Raw genomic sequence first — 23,556 nt, 5'->3', positions numbered from 1 at the left:
ATTTTTCAGGACAAACGCAAACCGCAGAACGCTGCGTAAAGCGCATTTCCGCTTGATTTCATGGGAATCTTTCGACGATACGGCGACGCGCGGAGCCTTTTGCAAGGCGACCCGGACAGTACCGAAGCACTATCGTGCAACCAGGAGCAAATCAGACCCGCCCCTATTTTTGGCCGCACCACGGTTTTATGCGTTGGATGAAACTATAGCGATCATCGATTGAATCTGACGGTGGTTCGCGAAAATCGATAAAAGCGATTTGCGACCAACCGTCTTACATTGCAGCTTTATTCTCCGATCGCCCGGCTTAGCTGCCGGGCAACCTTCAAACAGAGTCAGATTCCGCAGCGAGGTTTAACGGCCACGCGAGCGGCCGCGCGGCGCGCCGCCGCTACGATTGCCACCAGCCGGGTTGGCATTGCCGCCAGCGCGGTTCGCGTTGCCGCCACGATTGCCTGCCGGACCGCGGCTGCCGCCGCCGTTGCCCGGATTTGCGCCGCCCGCAGCGCGCTTGCCGCCGCCACTACGGTTGCCGTTGCCCGACGGCGCACGATTGCCGTCGACCTCACGGCCACCACGCGGACCCGTTGCGCCACCCATGGAGCCGCCGCCAAAACCGCTCGCTCCACGGCCCGTGCCGCGATTGCCATAGCCGCCACCGCTACCGGCGCCGCCACCGAAACTACCGCCCGTACCGCCGCCAAAACCACCACCCGCCGCACCGCGACGGCCTTGCCCTTGACCACGCGGCTGTTGCTCAAAGCGGCTGTGCGACATCAACACCGGCTCACGGCCGATAAAGCCCATCGACGTCTGCATCGGATCCGGCTGCTTACGCTCGGGCGCCGAGTTGCGGCTGCCACGCTCTTCCGTGGGCGCCTTCAGGCCCACCGACGCCATCAGCGCCCGCACCTGGTTGTCCTCAAGCTCTTCGTAACGACCGCGCTTCAAGCCCTTCGGCAGCGAAATCGCGCCGTGACGCGTGCGGATCAGGCGGCTGACCATCAAGCCGGCGGCTTCGAACATACGACGCACTTCGCGATTGCGCCCTTCGGCCAACGCGACGTGATACCAGTGATTGGTACCCTCGCCGCCGCCGTCGCGGATACGCAGGAAGTTCGCCGGACCGTCTTCCAGTTCGACACCGTGAAGCAGCTTCTGACGCATGCCTTCAGCCAGCTCGCCGACCACGCGCACCGCATATTCACGCTCGACGCTATAACGCGGGTGCATGAAACGGTTCGCAAGATCGCCCGACGTGGTCAGCATCAGCAGACCTTCGGTATTGAAGTCGAGACGGCCGACTGCGAGCCACTTGGCCGTTTTCATCGGCGGCAGCTTGTCGAACACCGACGGACGGCCTTCCGGGTCAGCATGGCTGACGATTTCGCCAGTCGGTTTGTGATACAGCAGCACGCGCGGCGGCTTGTTGGCCAGCTTGCGCTTGACCGGCTTGCCGTTGATGCGAACCTGGTCGGTCGGCATGATGCGCTGACCGATGTGAGCCGGCTCGCCGTTCACCGAAACGCGTCCGGCAACGATCAACTCTTCCATGTCGCGACGCGAGCCCATGCCTGCTTCGGCGAGCACCTTGTGCAGCTTCGGCGCGTCGTCGTCGGCGGCCAGCACGCGCTTCGGCGCGGCGGGCTTGCCACGGCGCAGCATCGGCGCGCGCACGCCGCCGGTGGCGCTGTTATCCGCGTCGAACGCAGGCGACGTGACGTAGGAAAAGAGGTCGTCCTGACCCGCTTCCGCCGGTGCGGGTGCCGCCGACGCTTCGCCGCCACGGCGGTTGTTCTGACGCTGACCACCCTCACGCGGCTGACGCTCGCGCTGGCCTTCACGGGCAGCGCCCTCGCGCTGACCACCCTCGCGCTTCGCGCCGCCCGCATTGCGGCGCGGGCCTTGGCCCTTGGCGCCAGCGTCCTTGCGTGGCATGCGTACTTGCGCGACCACTTCGCCGTCCGGCGGCGCTTCGGTGACGACCGGCGCGCCTTGCGCGGGTGCGCCTTCGGCGCCCTTCGTCTTCGCTCCGGCGCGGCGGCGCGCGATCAGGCTGCGCGGTCCGCGACGCAAGCCGCGGCGCGGACGGTCTTCGCCGTCAGCTTCCGCGGACTGCGCCGGGCGCTCGCCCTCGCCGGCCGACGCTTGCGTGGTGCGAGCTTCGTCGGCCCGTGCCGACGGCACGGCGCGCTCGGATTCGGACGAATCGGTGTCGTGGGTATGTGTCAAAACAACCTCAAAATGTCAGGTCGCGCACGCCCGTTGCGGGCGTGGCAAAAAAAGTTCGGTTACGTCAGGCGCTGCGCGACTCGGGTTCGTCGTCGGTCAGAACGCCTGCGTCCTGTGCGGCATCGCGGCGATCTTCAGGATCGCCGTGCGCCGCCGTGGTCGGATTCGGCTCGGCGGCGTGCTCCGTATCGCGGAGTACGCCCGAGTCGTGCGCGGGTATTGCCGGATCGGCCTGGGAGACCGGATCGTGATTCTGTGCGGGCTCGGCGATGCCGGCCTGCGGTTCTGCATGCGCCTTTTCGGCGTGTTCTGGCGTGGCCGGTGAGCCTGCGGCATCGAAATGCGGCGTCGTTGCCGGTGCAGCGGGATCAGTAACGTTATCGACCGACCCGGCTTCGACGGTGCTACTTCCTGCTTCCGGCGCGGTGGTCGCTGCGTCGATATTCGTATCCGCTGCCATCGTCGTAGCGCTGGCTGCTTCAGCCTTCGCTTCGACTTCGCTCCCGCCTTCTTCGAGCGCCGTGGCCGTAGAGTCAAAACTCACGGCTCGCACCGCAGCTTCAGCCGCCAAGTCGCCGGCGTCGCCTTCCTCACCTGATACGAGAGTCTGCGCAACCTCGGCATCGGCGAATTCGATCGCATGCTGACCGAGCAGATCGGCATTCAACTGAGCCGACGGATCGGCCAGCGGCGGCAACTCGTCGAGCGCGCGCAGACCGAGGTCGTCGAGAAACTGCCTCGTAGTCGCGTACAGCGCCGGACGGCCCGGCACATCGCGATGACCGATCACTTCGATCCAGTTACGGTCTTCGAGTTGCTTGACGACCTGCGTATTCACCGTGACGCCACGAATTTCTTCGATATCGCCTCGCGTGACCGGCTGTCGGTACGCAATGATCGCGAGCGTTTCGAGCACCGCGCGCGAATATTTCGGCGGCTTTTCAGGATGCAAACGATCCAGATACGAACGCATCGCGGGCTTGCTTTGAAACCGCCAGCCCGACGCCAGCCCGACCAACTCCACACCGCGCCCAGACCAGTCCTGCTTGAGGTCTTCGAGCAAAGTCCGAACGGTGTCTGCCGACACGCCGTCGGCAAAGAGCTTGCGTAACTCGCCGAGCTTTAACGGCTCCTGCGCGCAGATCAAGGCAGTCTCGAGGACGATCTTCGCCTCTTGGGTATTCATGCAGCTAGGTCAGACCCTGTGGTCAAAGAACCGGATCAAACAGACGATGTGGAACTGAAGACGCGCTCGCCCGATTCTGATCGGTCATATTGATGGGAGCACGCACCGGGGGGAGGCGAAACAGACTATCGAGCCAAACCCAGCCGGACGGAGCAGCGATATTCCTGAAAGGAATCGCGTGACTGAGCGCCATATTACGCAAAAACAATCAGTGCGTAAAGACGAAATCCCCGACGCATTTTCTGGCCGGGCGGTGGCCGGCGTGCTTTAGCCGAAAAGCCGGTGCCCCCAGGAGAAACGCCGCTCTTTCCGACCAGACTTTTCAGTCGCTCTTTTCAGCCAGCACGCCAACCGGCTCTCAGCCAGCATTCACCAGACTGTTCCGTATTGCGCCAGATAGCGTTTCAGACGCTCGACGCCCGCGTCGAGTCGCGCCGTATCGCAGGCATAACACCAGCGCACAAAACCTTCGCCCTGCGGACCAAATGCGCTGCCAGGCGCTATGCCAAGCCCAACTTCGCGCACCATGGCTTTACACAAATCCAGGCTGTGCTCGGCTCCCGGCATCGAGAAAAACAGATACATCGCACCCGGCGGCGCCTTTACGTCAACTCCCGGCAGTTCGGAAAGCGCGCGCACCAGGTGGTCTCGCGAGGTTTTCAGGTCGCGCACCAGTTCCTGCGTATAGCGCTCGCCCTGCTGAACGGCTGCGATCCCCGCCTGCTGCACGAAAGACGGCGCGCACGAAGTGTTGTACTCGACCAGCTTGCCCAGGTCGTCCATCAAACCAGCAGGTGCGACGATCCACCCTAGCCGCCAGCCGGTCATCAGCCACGCCTTTGAAAACGAATTCACGCAGATCACACGCTCGTCGCGCCCGGCCAGATCGAGAAACGACGGTGCTGTGCGGGCCGATGAGCCTTCTGCGCCCGCTTCCGCGTCGGCGTAATACAGGCGCTCGTAGACTTCGTCAGCGACGATCCAGATGCCGTGGAGACGGCAATGCGCCAGCACGGTGCGCTGCTCGTCGCGGCTCATCACCCAGCCGGTCGGATTGTTCGGCGAGTTGATCAGCAGCATTCGGGTGTCGGGTGTCAGCGCCGCGAGCAGTCGCTCGATGTCAAGCTGCCAGCCATGTTCGCCATAGTTAAGCGCGACCGTTTCGACATGGGCACCAAGAATTTTCGGAATCTCGACCAGATTCGGCCACAACGGGGTGACGGCAACCACACGATCACCTGCACCCACTACCAGTTGCGAAGCAAGCATCAGCGCGTTGACACCCGCGCTGGTCACCGCGATGTGATCCGCCGACGTCGCGCCGTGCAGTCCGGTCACATAACCCGCCAGCGCCGCGCGCAATGGCGCAATGCCCAGGTTATGCGTGTAGAACGTCGCGCCGCCTGCAAGAGCAGCGCTGGCGGCTTCGCGGATGAAGGCCGGCGTGACCCGATCGGACTCGCCGAACCAGAACGGCAGCACGTCGCTGACGCCAAAACCGGCGTTGGCGACTTCGCGGATTTGCGAAGGACGCAGCGCGCGCACGGCGTCGCGCGCATTCGGGATGAAGGGCACAGGCAGGTCCGACACGCTCATCGAGGCTTCCAGACGGGTTAGAGGTAGGGGTTGACGCTTAAGGAAGCTGTCAGTTTATCGCGGCGTCTATTTTCGGAGCGGCGAAGTCGCCCATCTCCGGTTCGAATGGAGGTCGCCGTAGAAGTCCGAAGCGTCATCACAAACATGAACAGATGGCGTAGGCCCTGGTAGCAGCGAGCAACCGGGCGACAGTCCGTTGTGGCGTGGCGCCTGAACTCAGTCCATGAGACGTAAAGCCACCCCGCCCCAGCTTCCCAACAATTGGGCTTTCTTCATGAGCGACCAAGCCCTGCCCCGCCTAATTCAAATCCTCCGCCCGCGCCGGCAGTTGCCGGATCAACCCCCACACAGCCTCCGCTGCCGGTGATAGCGACCGGTCCCGCCGCCGCACCAATTCGACCGTGCGCTCCGCTCGCGGCACGAGCGGCCGCGCGACCAGCGCCGCGCCCGCCGGCAAGGGCAACGCCAGCCACGGCAGCACGCTGACGCCGACGCCGGCCTCCACCAGCCCAAAAACGGTCGCGGAATGCCCTAACTCCTGCACCACCGTGGCGCTTACGCCGTGCGCCTGCATCACGGCGTCGATAATCGGCCGGCTACCCGACGCGTAATCGAGCATCACCAACTGCTGACCTTCCAGATCCGCCCACGCGACCTGCTCCTGTGCTGCCAGCGGGTGATCGTCGCGAAAGACCACGCAGAACGAGTCGGTCATCAGCGACTCGCTGATGAGATCGTCGGCGGAAAAAGGGCCGATGATCACCCCGAAATCGACCTCGCCCGACTTGACCTTGCGCACCACGTCGCTCTGCACGTCGTCGCGCAGTCCCAAGGTGATGTACGGAAACTGTTGCATGCACGACGCCACCACGCGTGGCATCAGCCGGTAAGCCACGGTGGGGCTGGCGGCCACTACCACGCGTCCACGGCGCTGCTCGCCGATTTCGCGGATTTCGCGCAATGCGTCGTCCAGATCGGTCAACAGCCGCGACACGCTCGACACCAGATTGCCGCCAACATCGGTCAGTTGCACCTCGCGCGTAGTACGGTCGATCAGCTTGAGACCGATCTCGCTCTCCAGTTCGCGCACGCAGCGACTTACCGCCGATTGCGTCAGACCAATCTCATCTCCCGCCCGGCTAAAACTCTGCAGACGCGCGACCTCAATGAAAACCCTTAGCTGACGCAACGTCACATTCATTTGTCAACCTCATTAATAGCTTTGTTTGATGCGCATTGTAGGGTCAAAAAGCTTACTGGGGGCCATCTTCGTGCTTTCGCTGCAATGCAGCAATAAGGCGCAAGCGCACGCTGGTCGGGCCTGATTGCACAAGATTGGTGATTGTCCCGATTTGCGGGATGGGTTTTTTGGATTCTCATACGCCCCTAGCTAGCGCCCGCGCTGGCCCGCCGCTACGGGGCTTTCAGGGAGTCGGAATCAACTTGGCACACTTCATGCATTTACATGCACACAGGGTCGGCGCCATGACTTCCGATTTTTGAGAGACGTGGCAAGCCCGATCCCCTTGGCACTCGCCTATCGAGTGCATGGAGAGTGCGCGGCGCGGGGCAGCGCACCGGAGTTAGCTTCGCTGAGGTGAAACATGATGCTGTTCGACGATTTGAGAGACAACGAGTGGGCGCTGGTCGAGGCTTTGTTCTGTGCCGAGCCGGCACGGAGTGAACGGCGTGGCCGGCCTCGCGTGGAAGCGCGCGCGGTTGTCAACGCTGTGCTTTGGGTGCTGTCGACGGGCGAAGGCTGGTCCAAACTGCCGGGCCGTTATCCGTCGCCGCCGACTTGCCGCCGTCGCTTCGACGAATGGCAAGCCGATGGTACGCTCGCCGAAATAGTTAAGCGACTCGGCACGAGCGGCCGTGAAATTTCGCTGCGCGGCCGGATTGGTGCGACCGCGGCGAAACCGCCGGCACCGCCGAGCCGCGACCGCCTGCGCGGCGCATTCTGGACCAATCCGGAATCGTGGCGCGCGCCGGTCAAGATGGCCTGACACGAATTACTGCCGCCGGTCGCCCAGGGCGACCGGCGTACTTTCGAGTTGCCGTGTTGTTGCGAATCCACCACTCGCCGCAGCCATAGTGGGCACCGCCAACCGGCGCGCCCAACGCAGTCGTCGCTTTCACCTCACCGTCACGTCAGCGCTTTTTTCGCTGCTTCAGGCAACTGAAGCAGCGCGCTGATTGCTGATGAAACATCCATTTACTATTACTTACAGCGTGCTTTCGCTACTCGGCATATGTTTATACGTATGCAAAACAGGCCTTGAGTTGATCGGCTTGACGGGAGCTCAGCATGAAACCAATGCCACTGCTTCTGTGCGGCATTGTGATTTCATCAATGGCCGCACCGACGCTCGCACAGGAGCGTCAACAGGCTTGGAACTGGCGGCCGGACCGCACGGCCAGCCTTGAATCGTGGCAGGAAAGTCAGACGCGTAGCCGCGACTTCACGCCACCGGCACCGCGCGGAGATTTGCGCGGCGATATTGCCAGTAATGTTCGGACGCGTCCGGAAGCCCCGCGGGAAGATTCGACGCGCCGGAGGTGAGGTGCCTTTTCTGGGTTCCAAATGGATGCCACAAACTAAACCGCTATTTGAATTCCAGACGCTGCCGCAGCACTTCTATTGCCAGAACGTCGAAAGAAATGCCTCGCCAGGTGATTGGAATAATCAGGGAACCACCCGGCGTGACACCAGTCTCATTAACTGCCATTAGCACAGCGTGGCAGTAGTAATTCCGGTACGCCCGTATCGTCGTGATACGGGCTTTTTTTCTCCCAAACGAAAACAGCCGATGCGTCAGGCATCGGCGTGTGTATCCATTCGTTGATCGTCGGAGAAAAGAATCTTCGCCAGCCGCAAAAGCGGCTGGAAAATCCGCACGAGCCTGCCGAACGGCGCGATAGCGCCTTACGGTCTCGCCTCGAGCACTGCCGCCACCCGCACCTCGGCCTTGTCCAGAACGTAGTCGTTCATTCGCTGCGCGGTCCAGCTGAGCAAACGTTCATCATGAGCGAGCCGCGCGAACTCGGCTCTGCCCCGATCCGTAAGCACAGCGATGTCTACCGGTGCGTGAAAGCCCGGCGCTGGTGCGACGGTGCGCTGCCGAACGGTATCCATGAGGCCTAATGCGCGAAGATATTGGAAAACGCCCGGCCGTCTGGCCCATGGAACCTGGCGATATTGCGCCCGCCGCAGCGCTTCAAGTACCGCTTCGTTGGAATACGTGGTCATCTCACTTCTTTCTTAAAGTGCAGCTATGACACATCTATGCCCAACACGTCACCGCGCCACCAGTGACGCGCGTAGCACCCGCCTTGGCCGGAAGCTGGCTGCCTATCGAAGCAGCCGAGTTCCACCAGGTGTTGCCTGGTCTCGGTTTCGGAACCCCCGTTTGAACGGCATGTTAGCGTTCTACCTACGTGCCGACGATGCAACCGCTGCGGCGCGATAGCAAGCCCGTAGATTTGTCCCGAAAGACATACGTTACCCCATTTAAATTGATTCTATTCACTTTATTAGCGCTTTTTTTTGCAGCAATCGTGCGATGGAAGCGCGCCCGCCGCCCCCTCATCCTTGTCACTGTCATCCTGTTCTGGCTGCTTGCAGCCGGGTGGCTGGCAGCGCCCTTACTCGATCTGGCGCAGCCGCATCGGGAAAATGTGACGCCGACCACGTTTGCGCCGCGCACGGCAATCATCCTGCTGGGTGGCGGCACGATTTACGACCACAACCACGTGCTCGTACCACCGCACGACGTACTCTCCCGCATTTCGGTGAGCGCGGAGAATTACACGGAATGCAAACGAAACGCGGCCAGTTGCCAGGTGATCGTGAGCGGCGGCAATCCGCAGCGGCACCCCGCCACCGAAGCCGAGACTTATCTTCCTTACCTATTGCGTGAGAAGGTTCCTCGCGCGGACATCGTGCTTGAAGACAGCAGTCTCACGACGTATGAAAACGCGCGCAACGTATCGGCCATTGTCGGTCAATCACGTTACGACACGGTGATCCTCGTCACCTCCGCGTATCACATGCCGCGGGCGTTACTCGACTTTCACCGCTTCGGCATTGCGCCGCAACCGTTGATCTCCAGCGCGCGGCGCGTCCAACTGGGCGTATTGCCGCGCTATGAGAATCTGAAGAGTGCGGAGATCGCGTTGCATGAACTGATTGGAATCGCGCAATTTCACGTCTATCGCGCACTCGGCTGGTTCTGATATTCGAATGACGGGAGGGCCGTTATTTAGCCCTCCGAATTCTGAAGAGAAGTGTATTGCCGTGACATACATGTGAATGCGGCGCAAATTGATTAATCAATTTAGCTAATAAGAACGCTGCATTGTGAGATGTAACAGATTGTGATTGCAGTTACAAAAGCATCTGCGGGAGCGGATATTGCTGACTAGAATGCATTGTCTTTCCGACAGGACAGGCAATACTCGGGTCCACAACCACTCTGCGGAGGTAGCGATGAAGAAAGTGTCCCTGGCGATCCTGGTTTCTCTCAGTGCTGTAGCGGGCGCGGCGTATGCGCAGGACAACGGCATCACGATGAGTAACGACCCGGCGAAAGCCGCCGACATCGAACAACGCGCGCAAGATTTGCAAAATCGCCAGCAATCGATGAGTGCAGCGCCGGCCATGTCGGATAAACATCACAAGCCGCATCATCACAAGAAGCCCGATGCACAGTAAGCGTGCGGTTGGACGTCCTCTTTAGAGGACAACGATCAGCTTCACTTCGTGGCCTCGTTCCACGAAGGTGAAAAGCCGAAGCCGGCCATGCCGGCTTCGGCTTTTTTGCTGTTTAATGGATCTTCGTCATCGGCCTGGGTAGCCTCGCGAAGCCCGGCGCGCCCGGCTTTCAGTATGCTAAAGTCGCGCACCGACCGGCACCCAGCCGGAATCCCCTAACCCGTACGCACCCTGGTGCGGAGGACAGCATGAGCAACATCCAGCTTGATATCGAATGGACCGAAGCAGCATCCCGCAAAATTGAAAAACTGATGCCGCGCGGCGGTCAGGAAGCGTTTCTCGCGCTGCCCCCCGTCGAATGCCTGCCGATGGAAGGCGACGTGCTGTTTCTTGGCCCTGATGGCAAGCAGCAACCGTTTATCGTCGCGGAACGGCAGTATCACCATGACGGCGATGCGGACTGGACCATCATCCTGATCCTGGACGTGCCGCAAGCGACGCACTAAAACGCGCTCGCCTGGCATCTGCAGAAAAAATGACGGCGAGCGAGCCGCACAGGCTGATTGGCCTGGCGGTTCGCTCGCCGTTGCTGCGTTTACGGGTCTAAGCGGGCCCAAGCGGGCTTTGGCACGCTTCAACGGGCTGAACAGCCGTCGACGCCAGCGTGAACAACCCGAGTTACACGATCTTCGACACGACGCGAACTTCCGAGTGTTCGAGCCAGTCTGCGGCGGCTTTACGATAAGCCTCCAGATGCGCTGACTTCGCATGCGCCGCCAGCGCTTCCTGGCTTTCCCAACGCTCGACGAACACAAACCGGCGCGGCTCCTGCAGATCACGGTGCAGATCGTACTGAAGCGCACCCTGCTCCTTGCGCGTCGGCCCGACGATACCTTCGAGCGCCTCGCGCACCTGCTCTTCATAGCCTGGTTTTGCCACCGAGATTGCGACCACCGCGATTTCCGACATGCCTGGCTCCTTTGCCTGAAAAATTAAGAAACAGCAGCATACCTGCCGGTCGCCAAATCTGCTGCCGGGCGCCGCACACCGTCAGCACGCCTCGTGCGGACGGCACCGGATTCAACTCGAAAAAAACTCGACACATACGAGAAGTGTCTGAGCATGGAGCGAGTCACGTCTGGGCACCGCCGTTGCCTGGAGTTTGGCGGGTAGCCGCGTGCCGCCCTGTTACGCTCATTTCGTACAGGCAAACAATTGCAATCCGCGCTTCGGGGTGGTCCGAAATGAGTGCGCCGGAACCAGTGCGGCACGCCTTCAAATCCAGTCCGGGCTGCCCTCCGTCATTCTCTGGCATGGCAGATTTCGGGGTCACGCGTCTGTGATTACCCGCACATTCATGCGAATTGCAAACTGCTAGACTGGTTTTGACTAATCTGCCGGAGTCCAGCATGGCTGGCATCGTTCTCCGCGTTCCCGGGCTTTATCGATTGCGCCCTGCTCTCGCGTGGACCGTGCTTCCATTGCCCGCTGCGCCGGGTTGCGCGAATCGCCGTCCGTCGGTCGCGAAGCTCTCTTGTGTGCTCTCATTTCCGCCCCTATGCCAACCGTCAGCGAATTGACCCTGAGCGGCCTGCTCCCGCATCTGGTACGGGATGAATCCGGCTGGACCGCGACGTGGCGCGCGTTGACGCTGCATAGCGTGTTCCAGCCCGTGATTTCGGTGACACACCAATGCGTGGTCGGTTATGAAGGCTTGTTGCGCGCCTTCGATCCGGTCGGCTTGCCGGTCTCGCCCGAAGTCCTTTTTTCCGGCACGCGGTCGGCTGCGGATGCCCGCGAACTCGACCGCATCGCGCGCTGTCTGCACGTCGCGAATTTCATGGAACAAGGCATTACCACCGGTTGGCTGTTTCTGAACACGCGTCCACAAGTATTCGAAACCGGCTGGCCGCAGCGCGCGTTCATCGACGAGTTGTCCGCGCATTTCGGGTTGCCGCAGGAACGCATCGTGATCGAGGTGCTGGAGCAGCCCGCCGACGATGAATCGGCCGTCGCCAGCATGCTCGCCGCATCGCAGCCGCGCGATTTCCTGATCGCGATCGACGACTTCGGCACAGGCTTTTCGAACTTCGACCGCGTGTGGCGTTTCCGTCCCGACATCGTCAAGCTCGACCGCTCGCTGGTGGCGCGCGCGGGCAAGCGCGAGGGCGACGATTCGATGATCGATCATCTGATCGCGATGCTCCATCAGTCCGGCACGCTGGTGCTGGCCGAAGGCGTCGAGACCGAAGAGGAATTGATGATCCTGATGCAGGCCGACGTCGATTTCGTGCAGGGCTTCTGGCTCGGTCAGCCGAAGGGTTCGATACAGGCGGCGTGCGCCCGCGTGCCGACGCTGGTCGAATCGATCTGGAACAAGTTCGCCGCGTACGAACGCGAGGTCGCGGGTCATCAGCGGCTCGGTTTCGAGGGCTTCGCGGAGGCGGTGCTGGCGGCGGCGGACACCTACAAGGTAACCGGCGATCTGCGCCAGGCCGCGCAAAAAGTATGGCATCTGCGGGAAGCACGCCGGGTCTTCATCACCGACGGTCAAGGCGAGCAAACCCAGCCATCAGTGACGGCCGCTTCGGTGCCACCACCGCCGCTGCGGCTCGCGCCGCTTTACACCGAAACGCGCAGCAACTGGTCACGGCGTGCGTACTTCAAGCACGCGCTTGCCGCGCCGGGACGGGTCGCGATGATGGGTCCGCATTATTCGCTGGCCGACGGCGAGGACTGCTACACCGCGGCGCTGGCGTTCGAGCGCGATGGGATGCACGTGCTGTGCGTGGACTTCGTGCCGGCTGCGGCTGACTCTGAAACTCGTCCCCGGGGACGAGGGAAGCGGTAGCGGGTTCGCGGGTTCGCGGGTTCGCGGGTTCGCGGGTTCGCGGGTTCGCGGGTTCGCGGGTTCGCGGGTTCGCCAGTGTGTGCATTCTCCCGTCAGTCGACCACCCTGCCTCGCCCCGATTTGATCTCACCGTGTTTCGCTTTGCTATCGAGACGCCGCCGGTTCGATGCGCGCGTCGGCCGGGTCGCGACACGCGGCTTGCGCGTCACGCTGACGCTCTCTATCAGTTCATCGAGCCGTGCGAGCGCCGCCGCGCGATTCATCTCCTGAGTGCGATGTTCCTGGGCCTTGATGATCACCACGCCGTCACGCGTGAGCCGATGATCGGACAGCGCGAGCAGACGCATTTTCAGCACCTCCGGCAGCGACGAGGCCTGCACGTCGAAACGCAAATGAATGGCACTCGACACTTTATTGACGTTCTGACCGCCCGCCCCTTGTGCGCGCACTGCGGTCAGTTCGATTTCGTTGAGCGGGATCGGATAACGGGATGTCATGAGGCTGTTCTGGCTGGGAAACGTAAGTGTAACCGGCGATGCGTGCCAGGCGATCCTCGCGGGCCACGCGTTAAGCGCTTACGATTTTCAAAGTCGAATCGACCGATACTGCCGATGTGAAAAACCATTTGCACCGGCACAATCCGCACGTCGATACTGCGCGATACTGCGTTTTCCCGCTTACTGCATAACGTCATATGAAACTGCGCCCCGGTTTTGTGGTGGAGATGGCCGTCAACTTTCTGCTGCCCTGGCTCGCCTACCGCTTCACGCTGCCGCATCTCGGCGAGACCGGCGCGTTGATCGCGTCGGCCGTGCCGCCGATCGTCTGGAGTCTGATCGAACTGGCGCGCTTTCGCCGGGTCGACGCGCTCAGCGTGATGGTGGTCGCCGGGATCGTGCTCTCGGTCGCCGCCATGGCGATGGGCGGCAGTCCACGTGTGCTGCTGTTGCGCGAGTCGCTGGTGTCCGGCGCGGTCGGCGTGGTGTTTCTGCTTTCGCTGCCGATGCGCCGCCCGCTGATCTTTTATCTCGCGCGCGCCACAGTTGCTCGCGAGATGGAAGGCGGCGCTGCGCATTTCGAGGCGCTGTGGCGCGAACGACCCGCACTCGCTACCGCGATGCGAATGATGACGCTGGTATGGGGCGTCGGCTTGACTACCGAGACCGCACTGCGCTCGTGGATGGCGCTGACATGGCCGATCGAGCGGTTTCTGGTGGTCTCGCCGTTTATCGGTTACGGCATTTACGGTGGCCTTGCACTGTGGACGCTTTGGTATCGGAAGGCTTTGAGTAGCCGGGCTGCTGCAAAAGTGCAGTCGGGTGAGGTGGCGGGGTGAGCTTTTGGCAACGGTTTGACGCTGGCGAGGAGCGCTCGCGCAGCACGCGGGTTCTCGCGTGCTTTCAGCTTTTTGGCTGCCACCCAGCCCTCATACCCTGACGCGTTAGCGCACGTTGGCATGACACACTTTGGCCAGACACCGCCGGCATCACGCCAGCACCTCTGGCTATTCGCAGCCCGCTTCGCGCCGCCCCACCTCGCTGCGAAAGACCCTGCTTGCGTTGCAACCTATCCCCGCTCCACGCCGCTACAGCCCCTCCTGCAAGCCCAGCTTCCGTTTCACCCTAAGCCCCTCGCCGCGAGGCCTCCGCAATTCGCGCGGCCAGCCCGGAGTCGCGCTGCGTCGGCGTGGCAATTGCCTGCGCCAATACCGCGCGCCCGCCCACCACTTCCACTCGAACGCGCGCGCGGGTAATCGCCGTGTACACCAGCTCGCGCGACAACACCCGGCTGAAAACAGGCGGCAGCATCAACACCGCGTGCTCGAACTCCGAGCCTTGCGATTTGTGGACCGTCAACGCGAAGGCCGTGTCGTGTGGTGGAAGCGCAGCGGGCGACACCGCTCGCAGGCCACCGTCGCCGGTGCGGAAATACACCCGCAACGCGCCGCCCGCGCCCGGCAGCGCGATGCCGATGTCGCCGTTGAACAGACCTAACGCATAGTCGTTGCGCGTGACCATGATCGCGCGCCCCGCAAACCATTGCGCGCCCACCGCCAGCGTCACGCCTGCGGCACGCCGCACCTGAGCCGCCATCGCCGCGTTCACCTGATCGACGCCGCGCGGCCCGGAACGCGTCGCGCACAAAATGCGGAACTGGTTCAGCGCATCGAAAAGCGGCAGCGGATCGGGCGAGTCCATGGCCAGCGTCGACGCCAATGCATCGGCGTAAGGGGTGAAGCCTGCGGCGAGCCGGGTGACGGTGCGCTCGGTCAGCGTCGCGTGGGTATCTTCGTGCAGAGCCGCCGCGCAGGTTTCTGCCGGGTCGATGCGCAACACCTCGAGCGCCTCGCTGGCAGAGCCGCTGCGAATGGCAAGCGACAGACGGCCGATCGGCGAATCGAGGCCGAACCGATAGTTCCGCTCGAGCCACACGACACAATCGGCGAGCGGACTCTGCGGGCTCGGAGCCGATATGTCGTCGCGCGATGCGAACGACGCGCCCCCGCTTGCCGCCGATATGTCGTCGCCGAATAGATCGCCGGCGGATGGCGGATCGAATGCATCGCGCGGATCGGTCCGCGCGAACAGGTCGTCGGACGGCGGAGCGAAGCTGTCGTCCGAAAAGGAATCAGACTCCGCCGATGGGAAATAGTCAGCAGGAGGCTCGTCGAAGTCACGCGATACACCCGGCAACGCCTGCGCGAACCGCTTCCGGTCTATCCCCAGTGCTTCGGCGATCCGTTGCACGCCGCCTTGCGTAAAGGCCGGCCGCGCGCTGAGTTCGGCGAACACCGCACCGGCTTCGACGGCGGCGAGCTGATCCTTGTCGCCGAGCATCACGAGACGGGTGTGCGGCGCGATAGCGTCGAGCAGATGCGCGGCCATCGCGACGTCGATCATCGACGCCTCGTCGATCACGACAACGTCGTACGGCAGCGGGTTATCTCGATGATCCCGGAACCGTCCGCCCGGCCCCGAGCCAAGCAGACGATGCAACGTGTACGAAGTCTGCGGCAAACGCACGGCGAGTTCGGGCGGCAGATCGCCGGCACGTGCGAGCAACGCTTCCTGCATGCGCTGGGCGGCTTTGCCCGTCGGCGCAGCGAGTGCGATCCGCAGATCGGCTCGGGTATCGAGCAGACACGCAAGCACGCCGACCACGGTGGTGGTCTTGCCGGTGCCAGGGCCACCGCTGACGATGGTGAGCCGCCCCGATAGCGCCATCACTGCCGCGACGCGCTGCCAGTCGACTTCATCGTCCTTGGGCGGCCCGAAAAACCGCAGTAGACGGTCGGACAAGGATTGGGTGTCGCCCACCATGGCGTTCGCAGCCAACTCCGCAAGGGGTGGCTCAACAGCCTCACCCCGCGCGCCGCCTTCACCCGTATGCGCCACCAGCGAGCGCGCCAGGCGCCGCTCGTAATCGTAATATCGCGCGAGATATAAACGCCCCTGCGCGTCGATCACCAACGGCCGTAAAGCCGGCGCGCCCAGCGTCCCATCGCTGGCCATGCCGCTTGCAAACAAGCCCGCGCGCGCCTCGCCGACCGACGCGTCGAAGCGCCGCGCCAACACGCCAAGCGGCACGCACACGTGACCCTCTGTCGTCGCACGGCTCGCTGCAAAAGCGCCCCGAGCGGCCCACTTCACCGCATCGATCGAGGCGCCCCCGCGACGCGCCAGCGCACCGATACGGCGTGCAAACCCTTCGGCGAGCGCGATGCTGAAATCGGCCGGCGCGGGCAGCGTGATGCCGATGTCGTCGATCTCCGGCGGCATCGAGCCTTTCTGCTCAATCGTGCTCATGCGACACCCCCGATCATGGCCGCATCGAGCAGCGCCACAAGTTCAAAAGCAGGCCGCCGCCGATGCACACCGGCGGCCTCACCGGCGTCACGCCAATCAGGACGCACGCCCCGCACGAACAGATAAAGATAGCCGCCGATGTGCGTGTCGTACGAATAATCGCGCACCCGCGTTTTCAGATACCGATGCAGCGCGACCGTGTAGAGCAGCGCCTGCAGGTGATACGCGTGACTTGCCATCGCCGCTTCGAGCGGCGCGGCGGCATAGTCGGCAGCGGTATCGCCGAGATGATTCGACTTCCAGTCGACGATCCAGAAGCGGCCATCGTGCTCGACGATCATGTCGATAAACCCTTTGACGAAGCCGCGCAACACGCCCGGCTCCAGTGCGACGTCGGGGTAGCCGTGCTCGATCAGCAACTCGCGTAACGCGGGGAACCCAAGCGACGGCGCCGCGAACAGAAACTCCATTTCGTTCATTCGCCGCCGCGGATCGAGCCTGGCCAGCGTCATGCCGGGCATGAGTTCGGTGCTGACGACATCGGCGAGCAGGTTGTGCATCATCGCGGGCAAACGCGCGCCGAGTTCGGGCGTGGCCGGGGCGGGCCGCTCGCGGAGCGCTCCCTCGATAGCCTTCGGCCACGTGCCCGGATTGTTGAACTGCGCAAGCTCGAACATCCGATGCAAACAGTCGCCCGCCGCCGCGCCGCGCGGAAAGCCGAGAATGTCGTCCTCGGCATAGGACGGCGCTTGCGGAACAGGCACGGGCACGACGGCAATCGAATCGGCGATTTCATCGTGATCGGGCCGCACGTCTTCGGCCGGTGCATGCAACTCTTCAGCCTTGCTGCCAGCCGCGATCAAGCCGCTAAAGCTCGCCATGCGCCACTGGTCGCGCAACATCCGCCGGTTGGCTCGCGCCTGCATGTGCGCGCCGTGGTCCTCGAGGCTCTCCAGCGGCGTCCTGCGAGCAACCGCAGGCAATGCCTGCAACGTCACCGGACCGCCTGCCAGCGCCTGCCAGCGAGCGGCCAGCGAGGCTTCGTCGGGTGGATCGGTGAGCCAGTCGTCGAAAACATGACCGCTGCCGCCCACCAGCCAGTTCAACACGCTACGGCGCGATTCTTTCGTGGACTTCGACGACAGATACGTTCCTGCCACCAGATAGCAGCGGTAGACGGCACGCGTGAGCGCGACGTACACCAGCCGTGCCCGCTCCGCTGCCTGTTCACGCGATGCGTAACGCGACGCGCGCTCTGCCTCATCGTCGTCGCAACCGTAGTGAAGCACCGCGTCGCCGGACTCGTCGTGATACTCGCGAGCATCGGGCAAGCCGGACGACGGCGGCTCGCGCAACGCGCCGTCGTTCAGAAACGGACAGAACACCACCGCGTACTCGAGCCCCTTCGATTTGTGAACCGTGACGATCTGCACGAGATTGCGATCCGATTCGAGCCGCAATTGCGCGTCTTCACCGCCGCCCTGGTCGCGTTGCGCGGCGAGCCAGCGCAGGGTCGGCGCGATGCCGGGTTGCGTGGCGGCACGCGCTTGCACGAGTTCGGCCAGATGGTTCACGTTCGTCAGACGGCGCTCGCCGTCCACGCCCGCAACGAGCCGTTGCGCCACCCGCAGTTCGCGCATCAGCGTGCGCCACATCACCGCGAAACCACGCTCGTGCCACAGCGTGCGGTAGCGTGAGAAACGTTCGACCCAGCCCATCGCGTCCGCCGCGTGCGCGGGGTCGTCGGCCGATGTTGGCGCGTCGGCGACCTGCTCCAGACGCCATAGCGCGGCGGCGTCGAGACCGAGCCAGTCGGTGGCGAGCGCCGCACGCAGACGACGCAGATCGCCGGGCGTATCGACGGCGGCAAGTACACGCTCGATCTGCTCGGCGTCGAGCGTCGCAAACACCGACGCCTGCGCCAGCTCCACACTGCCGACACCCCACGCGGCCAGCACGCGCTTGATCAGACTGCCCTGCTTATGCGTTTGCACCAGCACGGCGATGTTGCCCGGCGCGAGCGGTTTGTCGCCGATCGTCACCGTGCCTTCGCGGGCACCGCGCAGCAACCGCACGATCTCGGCGGCACACGCTTCGCTCGCTTCGCGCTGGGCTTCGCGTTTGGTCAACGCGGCGTCGCCTTGCGGCAAGGTCCAGATACGGAAATCGCCGCCGCTTGCGTCGGGATCGGCAAACGGCGCCCTGCGCCGCTCTCCTGCGCGCACTGGCTGGTAGTCGAGGCCGTCGAGCACGAATGCTTGCGGATTGGCCTCGAACAACCGGTTGCAGGCTTCGACGATCGGTGCGGTAGAGCGCTGATTGACGGCCAGCGTGTAGCACGCCGAAGCCGCCGCACGCGCAGCCAGATAGGTATGCAAATCAGCCGCGCGAAAGCTGTAGATGGCCTGCTTCGGATCGCCGACCAGGAACAGCGGTCCAGCCGGCGCGAAAATGCGGCTGAAAATGGCGAACTGCAGCGGATCGGTATCCTGAAACTCGTCGATCAGCGCGGCCGGATAACGTGCGCGCAACGCATCGGCGAGCCACGGATGGGCAGCCAACGCGCGATACAGGTTGGACAGCAGATCGTCGAACGAGACGACCCGGCGCGTGCGCTTGCGTGCGACCAGCTCGGCGGGTGCATAGCCAAGCCAGCTTTGCACCAGTTCGAGCCAGCGCGCGCGTTGCGCGGCCTCGGCCGACACCACGGCGGCCGCCAGCGCTTCGGCGTGTTCGAAGAACGGATGCTCGGGCGGTTCGAACTTGACCTTGGTCGCCTTCTTCAACGCGGACACCGTCAATTTCAGCGCGGCCTTCGGCGGCGGCGCATGGCAATCGCCCTGCGCGAAATAGTCGGTCCATGCGGCGATGGCCGCGCTCACGTGATCGGGCTTGTGCGTGGTCTTGCTCAAGCGCTCCTGCGCCTGCGCGAGCAGGCCCACAATTGCGTCGCGTTCGGCTTGCCATAGCGCGCATGCGGCGTCGAAACCGGCTTGCGGATCGGCGTCGCTGCCGCTCGCGTCGAGCGTGCCCCAGCGCAACAATGCCAACGGCTTTTTCAGACGCCGCGCGAGTTGCTCGTCGAGTGAAGCGGGACCGGCGCGTTTGGCCACCAGCCACGCGGCGAACGCAGGGTGCGCATAGGCAACCGGTTCGACCTGTTCACGCCAGAAATCGGCGGCCATTTCGAAACGCAATGCGGCGTCGTCGGCTTCCATCTCGAACGCGAACGGCATGGCGGCGGCAAACGGCGCTTCCTGCAACGCGCGCTGACAGAAGGCGTGAATCGTGTGAATCGCGGCCTGGTCGAAAGTACGCAACGCGCGGCGCACCACTTTCAGCGCGTCGTCACGTTCAATACCGCGCTCCGGCGACAACGTCGTTTCAAAGAGGCGCTGAATGAACGGATCACCGCCATCGTCATCCATCTCGATTGCGCGATGCAGTTCCGCGAGGCGTCCGCGAATACGCTCGTGCAACTCGGCAGTCGCCGCTTTCGTGAACGTGACGACGAGGATCTGATCGGCGTTCAGATTCTTTTCGAGCAGCAATCGCACGTACAACGCGCAAATGTTCCAGGTCTTGCCGGTTCCGGCCGACGCTTCGATCTGGTTGACGCCGTCGAGCGAACACGCAAAGACGTCGAGTTCTTCGGCGACCAGCGCGTAATTGTGTGCGGCGCCGCTCATGATGCGCTCCGCAGATGCTGGATCAACGGCTTGAACACGATCGACGCAAGACTGCCGAACGGCTCGTCGAGCGTGAGCGGCGTGCCGCGCAATGCGATGCGCAATGCAGGATCATCCGACTCGCCGCGCACGCGGTCGTTGATCCACACACCTTGCGACGCCGATTCGCTTTCGCTGACCCGCGTCCACGCGCTCTTTGGAAAAAAGCGCAGCGGCAACCTGCGCCCCGCCCTGAACAACGCCGCAAGCGGCGCGAGTTCGTCGAGCGGCGCGGCGACTGGCGCGAGTTCGAAACTCTCGCCGCTGCCATGCCACACGGTACGGCGCGGACCATCGGGCCGGGCCGCGCAATAAACCAGATGCGCAAGCCACGCGGACAGGTAATCGCGCGCGGTGGGTTTGGCGTAACGGAAAATCACTTGCCCTGTTCCGGTCAGCAGATTCAAGGTGCCATGCAGTTGCAGCGGTGCTTTTGCCGCGTCACGAAGCATGGCGTCGTGCGGACCAAACAGCGCGCCTGCGAGATCCGTACCATCGGGCCAGCGCGGCGCGATATCGAGCACGAACGGCAATCGCTCGACGCCTGACGCCACTTCACGGCGCACGCTCGTTGCCAGCCGGTGCAACGCCCCCAACTCTCTCGCGCGCCAAACGGCACCGGTCGCGCCGCCGGGCAATTCGGGACTCGCCGCGGCAACCCGGCGCACACGATCGAACATGACCTCGTCTTCGGTATCGGCATCGAGCAGCACGGGCAGCAGACGATCCGCCAACGCATCGCGACCGCTGTAATCGAGATCGAACGGCTCCGTGTCGAGCAATTCGCCTTGCGCGTCCGACAACACGATGCCCAGCCGATCCCGCAACAACGCGCGCGCCGGATGACGCCAGAAGCGCACGAATTCGTCGAACGCAACCGGTGAATCGTCTTCCGGGGGCAATGGCTGATCGAAGAATGGTGCGACGTCCGCGTGCTGTGGCGCGGCCAGCAGCGTCGCGAGTTCTGCGCGATCGGCGTTGTAGGTGAACAACTCGCCTTGCGATGAAAAATAGTCCGACGCAAACGCCTGCAACGGGTGATCGACGATGAAGTCGTGCCGCGCCTCGTCGACCTCAGCAGGACTCGCATCTTCGCCCGCCGACACTTGCGCCAGATGATCGAGCAGTTCATCGACCAGCGCGGCTGGCGGCAACGGCGCGTTGTCGCGAATGCTGCGTCCTGTGTACGCGATGAAAAGCCGTTCGCGCGCGGCCAGCAGCAGATCGAGGAACAGATTGCGCTCGTCGTCGCGGCGCTGCCGGTCGCCCGCTTTGCCGAACGCGGCCATCAGGTCGAATTCGTCGGCGCGCGCGAGACTCGGCAGCACGCCGTCGTCCATGCCCAGCAGACAGACGATCCTGAATGGCAAACCGCGCAAACTGGTCAACGATGAAAAAGTCACGCTGCCCCAAGGGACGCCACCGCGAGCCGGGTCGTCGAGCGCTTCGGTCAGCGCGCCGCGCACGACTGCAGCCGGCAGCAGCACGTCCTGCGCGCCCGCCTGCATCGCATCGCTCATCTTGCTGATCGCGTCGCGCACGGCCGCAAGCGAATCGGCGAACTCGACGCCGCCGTCGAACGATTGCCCGAGCGTTTCGAGCAGCAGTTGCGACCATGCGGCGGGAGTTCGCTCGACCGCACAATCGGCTGCGAAGCTGTCGATGTCGTCGACGAAACGCGACAGGCGGCCGAGCAACTCGGCGTCGGAGCCGTCGGCGCCTTCGACCGGCAGCCACGCGTCGACCGGCTCGCCGCCGTCGGGCATCGCGTAGCCGAGATAGAGACGCGTGAGTGCATCCGCGAAAGTGTGACGGGCAATCGGCACGTGTTCGCCGGTCGGTTCGACAGGCGCGAGACCGCGCCGCGCACCGGCTGCCGCGAGCCATTCCTGCGCGGCTTCGAGCGAACTGGCATCGATGCCGTAGCGCACGGCAATCGCGTCGACGCGCAGCCATTCGATCAGATCGGGCGCGCCCACACTGCGGTCGGGCAGCGCCAGCCAATCCAGCAGCAAACGCGCCACCGGATTCGCCTGCGACGGCGGCAAACCAGTGATCCGGTACGGAATGCGGCGCGTGTCGCCAGGCGGCGTAGTGCCGAAAACGGCATCGATCAACGGGCCTGCTGCGGCGAGATCGGATACGGCGACCAGCACGTCCGACGGCTGCAGATCGTCGAATTCGTCGAACCAGCCAAGCAGCCGGTCGTGCAGCACTTCGAGCTGCCGCGACAGGCTGTGACAGACATGAACCTCGATGCCGCGCTCGATCGGCAACTCGTCCGTATCGGTTTCCGCGCGCAGTTCGAGAATGCCGTTCTGCACGGCGGCAAGCCAGCTAGGTTCCGGGTTTTCGGTGAAGTCGCCGGTCTCGCCCGAGGCCGCGCTTTCAGTCAGTTCGTGCAGCATGTGCAACTGCGCCTGCGTCTGACGACCCCACTCGGCTAGCAGCGGATGCCCGACTTCCTGGTAGTCGAGTTGCCCGGCGGCATCGAGCGCCTGCACGCGTCCTTCGCTGACCACGTCGAACCAGAACTCGCGGCACGGGTTCATCACGTAGAGCCGCACGTCGACCCAACGCGATAACGCGCGCAGCAACGCGACGTGCAACGGCGGCATGGTCGGCAGCGCGAATACGCTAACTGCCTCAGGCCACTGTGCGTTGGAAATCGCCTCCAGATCAAGCGTGCCGATTTCCTCCAGGAAGCGATACGCGGGGGGCAAGGCGGCGGCAGGCGTTTGCGCGTCGCCCGCGACTTCGGCGAGGACCGAGCGCCACAGCGCCGCTTGCCAGCGCTCGTCTTCCCGGGCGGCATCGCTCGCGCCGGTGAGACGCGGGCCGGTGTCGTCCAGCGCGCCGCTTGCGAAGATCGAACCGCCCTTCTGCCATTGCTGCAACCACTCCGGCCGATAAGTCAGATAGTGGTCGAGCACCGTCGCCACACGCCGCGCGAGTTCGTAACGCATCGACGCGTCGGCTGCATCCAGATAGGTTCGCAGACGCGGCGAAGCGTTCCACGGCAGCGTTTCGTCCGCGTCGCCCAGCAGGCGGTAGCAGCGCCACACGAGCCGGTCCGGTGCGAACGGCGAATGCGCCGGCACGTTTTTTATCACCCCGCCGATCTGAGCCCACAGCCATTGCGCGAGATAACCAAAATTGACATTCGCGCAAATGCCCTGGCGCGTGGCGATATCGAGTTCCAGCCGACGACGCACCGCCGCGCTCGGAACGATCACGGGCTGCGCGGCCCAGGGATCGGACGGCGCTTCGCCGAGGTCGTCGAGAAGCGCGCCGACAAGGGTTTCGTAGCGGTTTGAATAGAAGAGCTGGAGCATGGATTCCGGATCAGACGGGCGGTGCTGGAGTAACTTTGGCGCAACGTGCAGACCGCCACAGACATTGAAGCGACAGCATAACAAACGCGCTCCCAGGGCATAACCTGG

Annotated in this window: 17 protein-coding genes and 1 pseudogene; 7 read left to right on the top strand and 11 right to left on the bottom strand. The window is 63.6% G+C overall.

Features of this window, described 5'->3' with window-relative positions:
• Positions 1-354: 354 nt before the first annotated feature.
• From rluB to BLS41_RS07590, 4 genes are all read right to left on the bottom strand, one after another.
• Complete coding sequence (rluB, locus tag BLS41_RS07605; RefSeq protein WP_074763744.1) at positions 355-2,232, bottom strand: 23S rRNA pseudouridine(2605) synthase RluB; 1,878 nt, start codon at positions 2,230-2,232, stop codon at positions 355-357.
• 64 nt (positions 2,233-2,296) lie between these two features.
• Positions 2,297-3,418, bottom strand: a complete 1,122-nt coding sequence (gene scpB, locus BLS41_RS07600; protein ID WP_074763743.1) for an SMC-Scp complex subunit ScpB — start codon at positions 3,416-3,418, stop codon at positions 2,297-2,299.
• Between the two features lie 369 nt (positions 3,419-3,787).
• Positions 3,788-5,014: a pyridoxal phosphate-dependent aminotransferase gene (locus BLS41_RS07595; RefSeq protein WP_074763742.1), complete on the bottom strand. Its 1,227-nt coding sequence runs from the start codon at positions 5,012-5,014 to the stop codon at positions 3,788-3,790.
• Positions 5,015-5,312: 298 nt separating this feature from the next.
• A complete protein-coding gene (locus tag BLS41_RS07590; protein WP_074763741.1) occupies positions 5,313-6,215 on the bottom strand; it encodes a LysR family transcriptional regulator in 903 nt (300 codons plus the stop codon).
• A 406-nt stretch (positions 6,216-6,621) separates the two neighbouring features.
• Here BLS41_RS07590 and BLS41_RS07585 point away from each other — a divergent pair.
• Positions 6,622-7,017: pseudogene (locus BLS41_RS07585) on the top strand (transposase); the annotation flags it as partial.
• A gap of 305 nt (positions 7,018-7,322) precedes the next feature.
• The gene (locus tag BLS41_RS39525; protein WP_074763740.1) at positions 7,323-7,577 is read left to right on the top strand and encodes a hypothetical protein; all 255 of its coding nucleotides are present in this window, start codon (positions 7,323-7,325) and stop codon (positions 7,575-7,577) included.
• Between the two features lie 363 nt (positions 7,578-7,940).
• On the opposite strand, the gene BLS41_RS07575 is transcribed toward BLS41_RS39525, so the two are convergent.
• Positions 7,941-8,264: a hypothetical protein gene (locus BLS41_RS07575; RefSeq protein ID WP_074763739.1), complete on the bottom strand. Its 324-nt coding sequence runs from the start codon at positions 8,262-8,264 to the stop codon at positions 7,941-7,943.
• 266 nt (positions 8,265-8,530) lie between these two features.
• On the opposite strand from BLS41_RS07575, the gene BLS41_RS07570 reads away from it, so the two are divergent.
• Together BLS41_RS07570 and BLS41_RS07565 are read left to right on the top strand one after the other, a co-directional pair.
• On the top strand, positions 8,531-9,250 hold the full coding sequence (locus BLS41_RS07570; RefSeq protein ID WP_253189632.1) for a YdcF family protein: 720 nt from the start codon (positions 8,531-8,533) through the stop codon (positions 9,248-9,250).
• A gap of 253 nt (positions 9,251-9,503) precedes the next feature.
• Complete coding sequence (locus BLS41_RS07565; protein ID WP_074763738.1) at positions 9,504-9,728, top strand: hypothetical protein; 225 nt, start codon at positions 9,504-9,506, stop codon at positions 9,726-9,728.
• 41 nt (positions 9,729-9,769) lie between these two features.
• Here BLS41_RS07565 and BLS41_RS39360 read toward each other — a convergent pair whose 3' ends face one another.
• Complete coding sequence (locus tag BLS41_RS39360; protein WP_216350606.1) at positions 9,770-9,919, bottom strand: hypothetical protein; 150 nt, start codon at positions 9,917-9,919, stop codon at positions 9,770-9,772.
• A 57-nt stretch (positions 9,920-9,976) separates the two neighbouring features.
• On the opposite strand from BLS41_RS39360, the gene BLS41_RS07560 reads away from it, so the two are divergent.
• Positions 9,977-10,234, top strand: coding sequence for a hypothetical protein (locus BLS41_RS07560; protein ID WP_007182306.1), 258 nt, complete (start codon positions 9,977-9,979; stop codon positions 10,232-10,234).
• Between the two features lie 172 nt (positions 10,235-10,406).
• Here the strand turns inward: BLS41_RS07560 and BLS41_RS07555 are convergent, their stop codons facing one another.
• The gene (locus BLS41_RS07555; protein ID WP_074763737.1) at positions 10,407-10,697 is read right to left on the bottom strand and encodes a putative quinol monooxygenase; all 291 of its coding nucleotides are present in this window, start codon (positions 10,695-10,697) and stop codon (positions 10,407-10,409) included.
• Between the two features lie 589 nt (positions 10,698-11,286).
• On the opposite strand from BLS41_RS07555, the gene BLS41_RS07550 reads away from it, so the two are divergent.
• Complete coding sequence (locus BLS41_RS07550; RefSeq protein WP_074763736.1) at positions 11,287-12,579, top strand: EAL domain-containing protein; 1,293 nt, start codon at positions 11,287-11,289, stop codon at positions 12,577-12,579.
• Between the two features lie 92 nt (positions 12,580-12,671).
• On the opposite strand, the gene arfB is transcribed toward BLS41_RS07550, so the two are convergent.
• Positions 12,672-13,076 (bottom strand): alternative ribosome rescue aminoacyl-tRNA hydrolase ArfB, encoded by a 405-nt coding sequence (gene arfB / locus BLS41_RS07545; RefSeq protein ID WP_074763735.1) that lies wholly within the window; start codon positions 13,074-13,076, stop codon positions 12,672-12,674.
• Between the two features lie 197 nt (positions 13,077-13,273).
• On the opposite strand from arfB, the gene BLS41_RS07540 reads away from it, so the two are divergent.
• The gene (locus tag BLS41_RS07540) at positions 13,274-13,915 is read left to right on the top strand and encodes a VC0807 family protein (protein WP_074763734.1); all 642 of its coding nucleotides are present in this window, start codon (positions 13,274-13,276) and stop codon (positions 13,913-13,915) included.
• Between the two features lie 286 nt (positions 13,916-14,201).
• On the opposite strand, the gene BLS41_RS07535 is transcribed toward BLS41_RS07540, so the two are convergent.
• From BLS41_RS07535 to recC, 3 genes are read right to left on the bottom strand one after another with little or no spacing between them, the layout of a single operon-like run.
• Entirely contained in the window at positions 14,202-16,385 is a 2,184-nt protein-coding gene (locus tag BLS41_RS07535) for an AAA family ATPase (RefSeq protein ID WP_074763733.1), read from the bottom strand.
• Positions 16,382-20,074 carry an exodeoxyribonuclease V subunit beta gene (recB, locus tag BLS41_RS07530; protein WP_074763732.1) on the bottom strand — a complete coding sequence of 1,231 codons (3,693 nt, stop codon included), beginning with the start codon at positions 20,072-20,074 and terminating at the stop codon, positions 16,382-16,384. The genes BLS41_RS07535 and recB overlap by 4 nt, the downstream gene beginning before the upstream one ends.
• Positions 20,071-23,448 carry an exodeoxyribonuclease V subunit gamma gene (gene recC, locus BLS41_RS07525; RefSeq protein WP_074763731.1) on the bottom strand — a complete coding sequence of 1,126 codons (3,378 nt, stop codon included), beginning with the start codon at positions 23,446-23,448 and terminating at the stop codon, positions 20,071-20,073. The genes recB and recC overlap by 4 nt, the downstream gene beginning before the upstream one ends.
• Positions 23,449-23,556 lie beyond the last annotated feature (108 nt).

Origin of the sequence: Paraburkholderia fungorum (assembly GCF_900099835.1) — a bacterium.
Taxonomy (GTDB): Bacteria; Pseudomonadota; Gammaproteobacteria; order Burkholderiales; family Burkholderiaceae; genus Paraburkholderia; species Paraburkholderia fungorum_A.
This window is presented reverse-complemented; position numbering and strand designations above follow the sequence as displayed.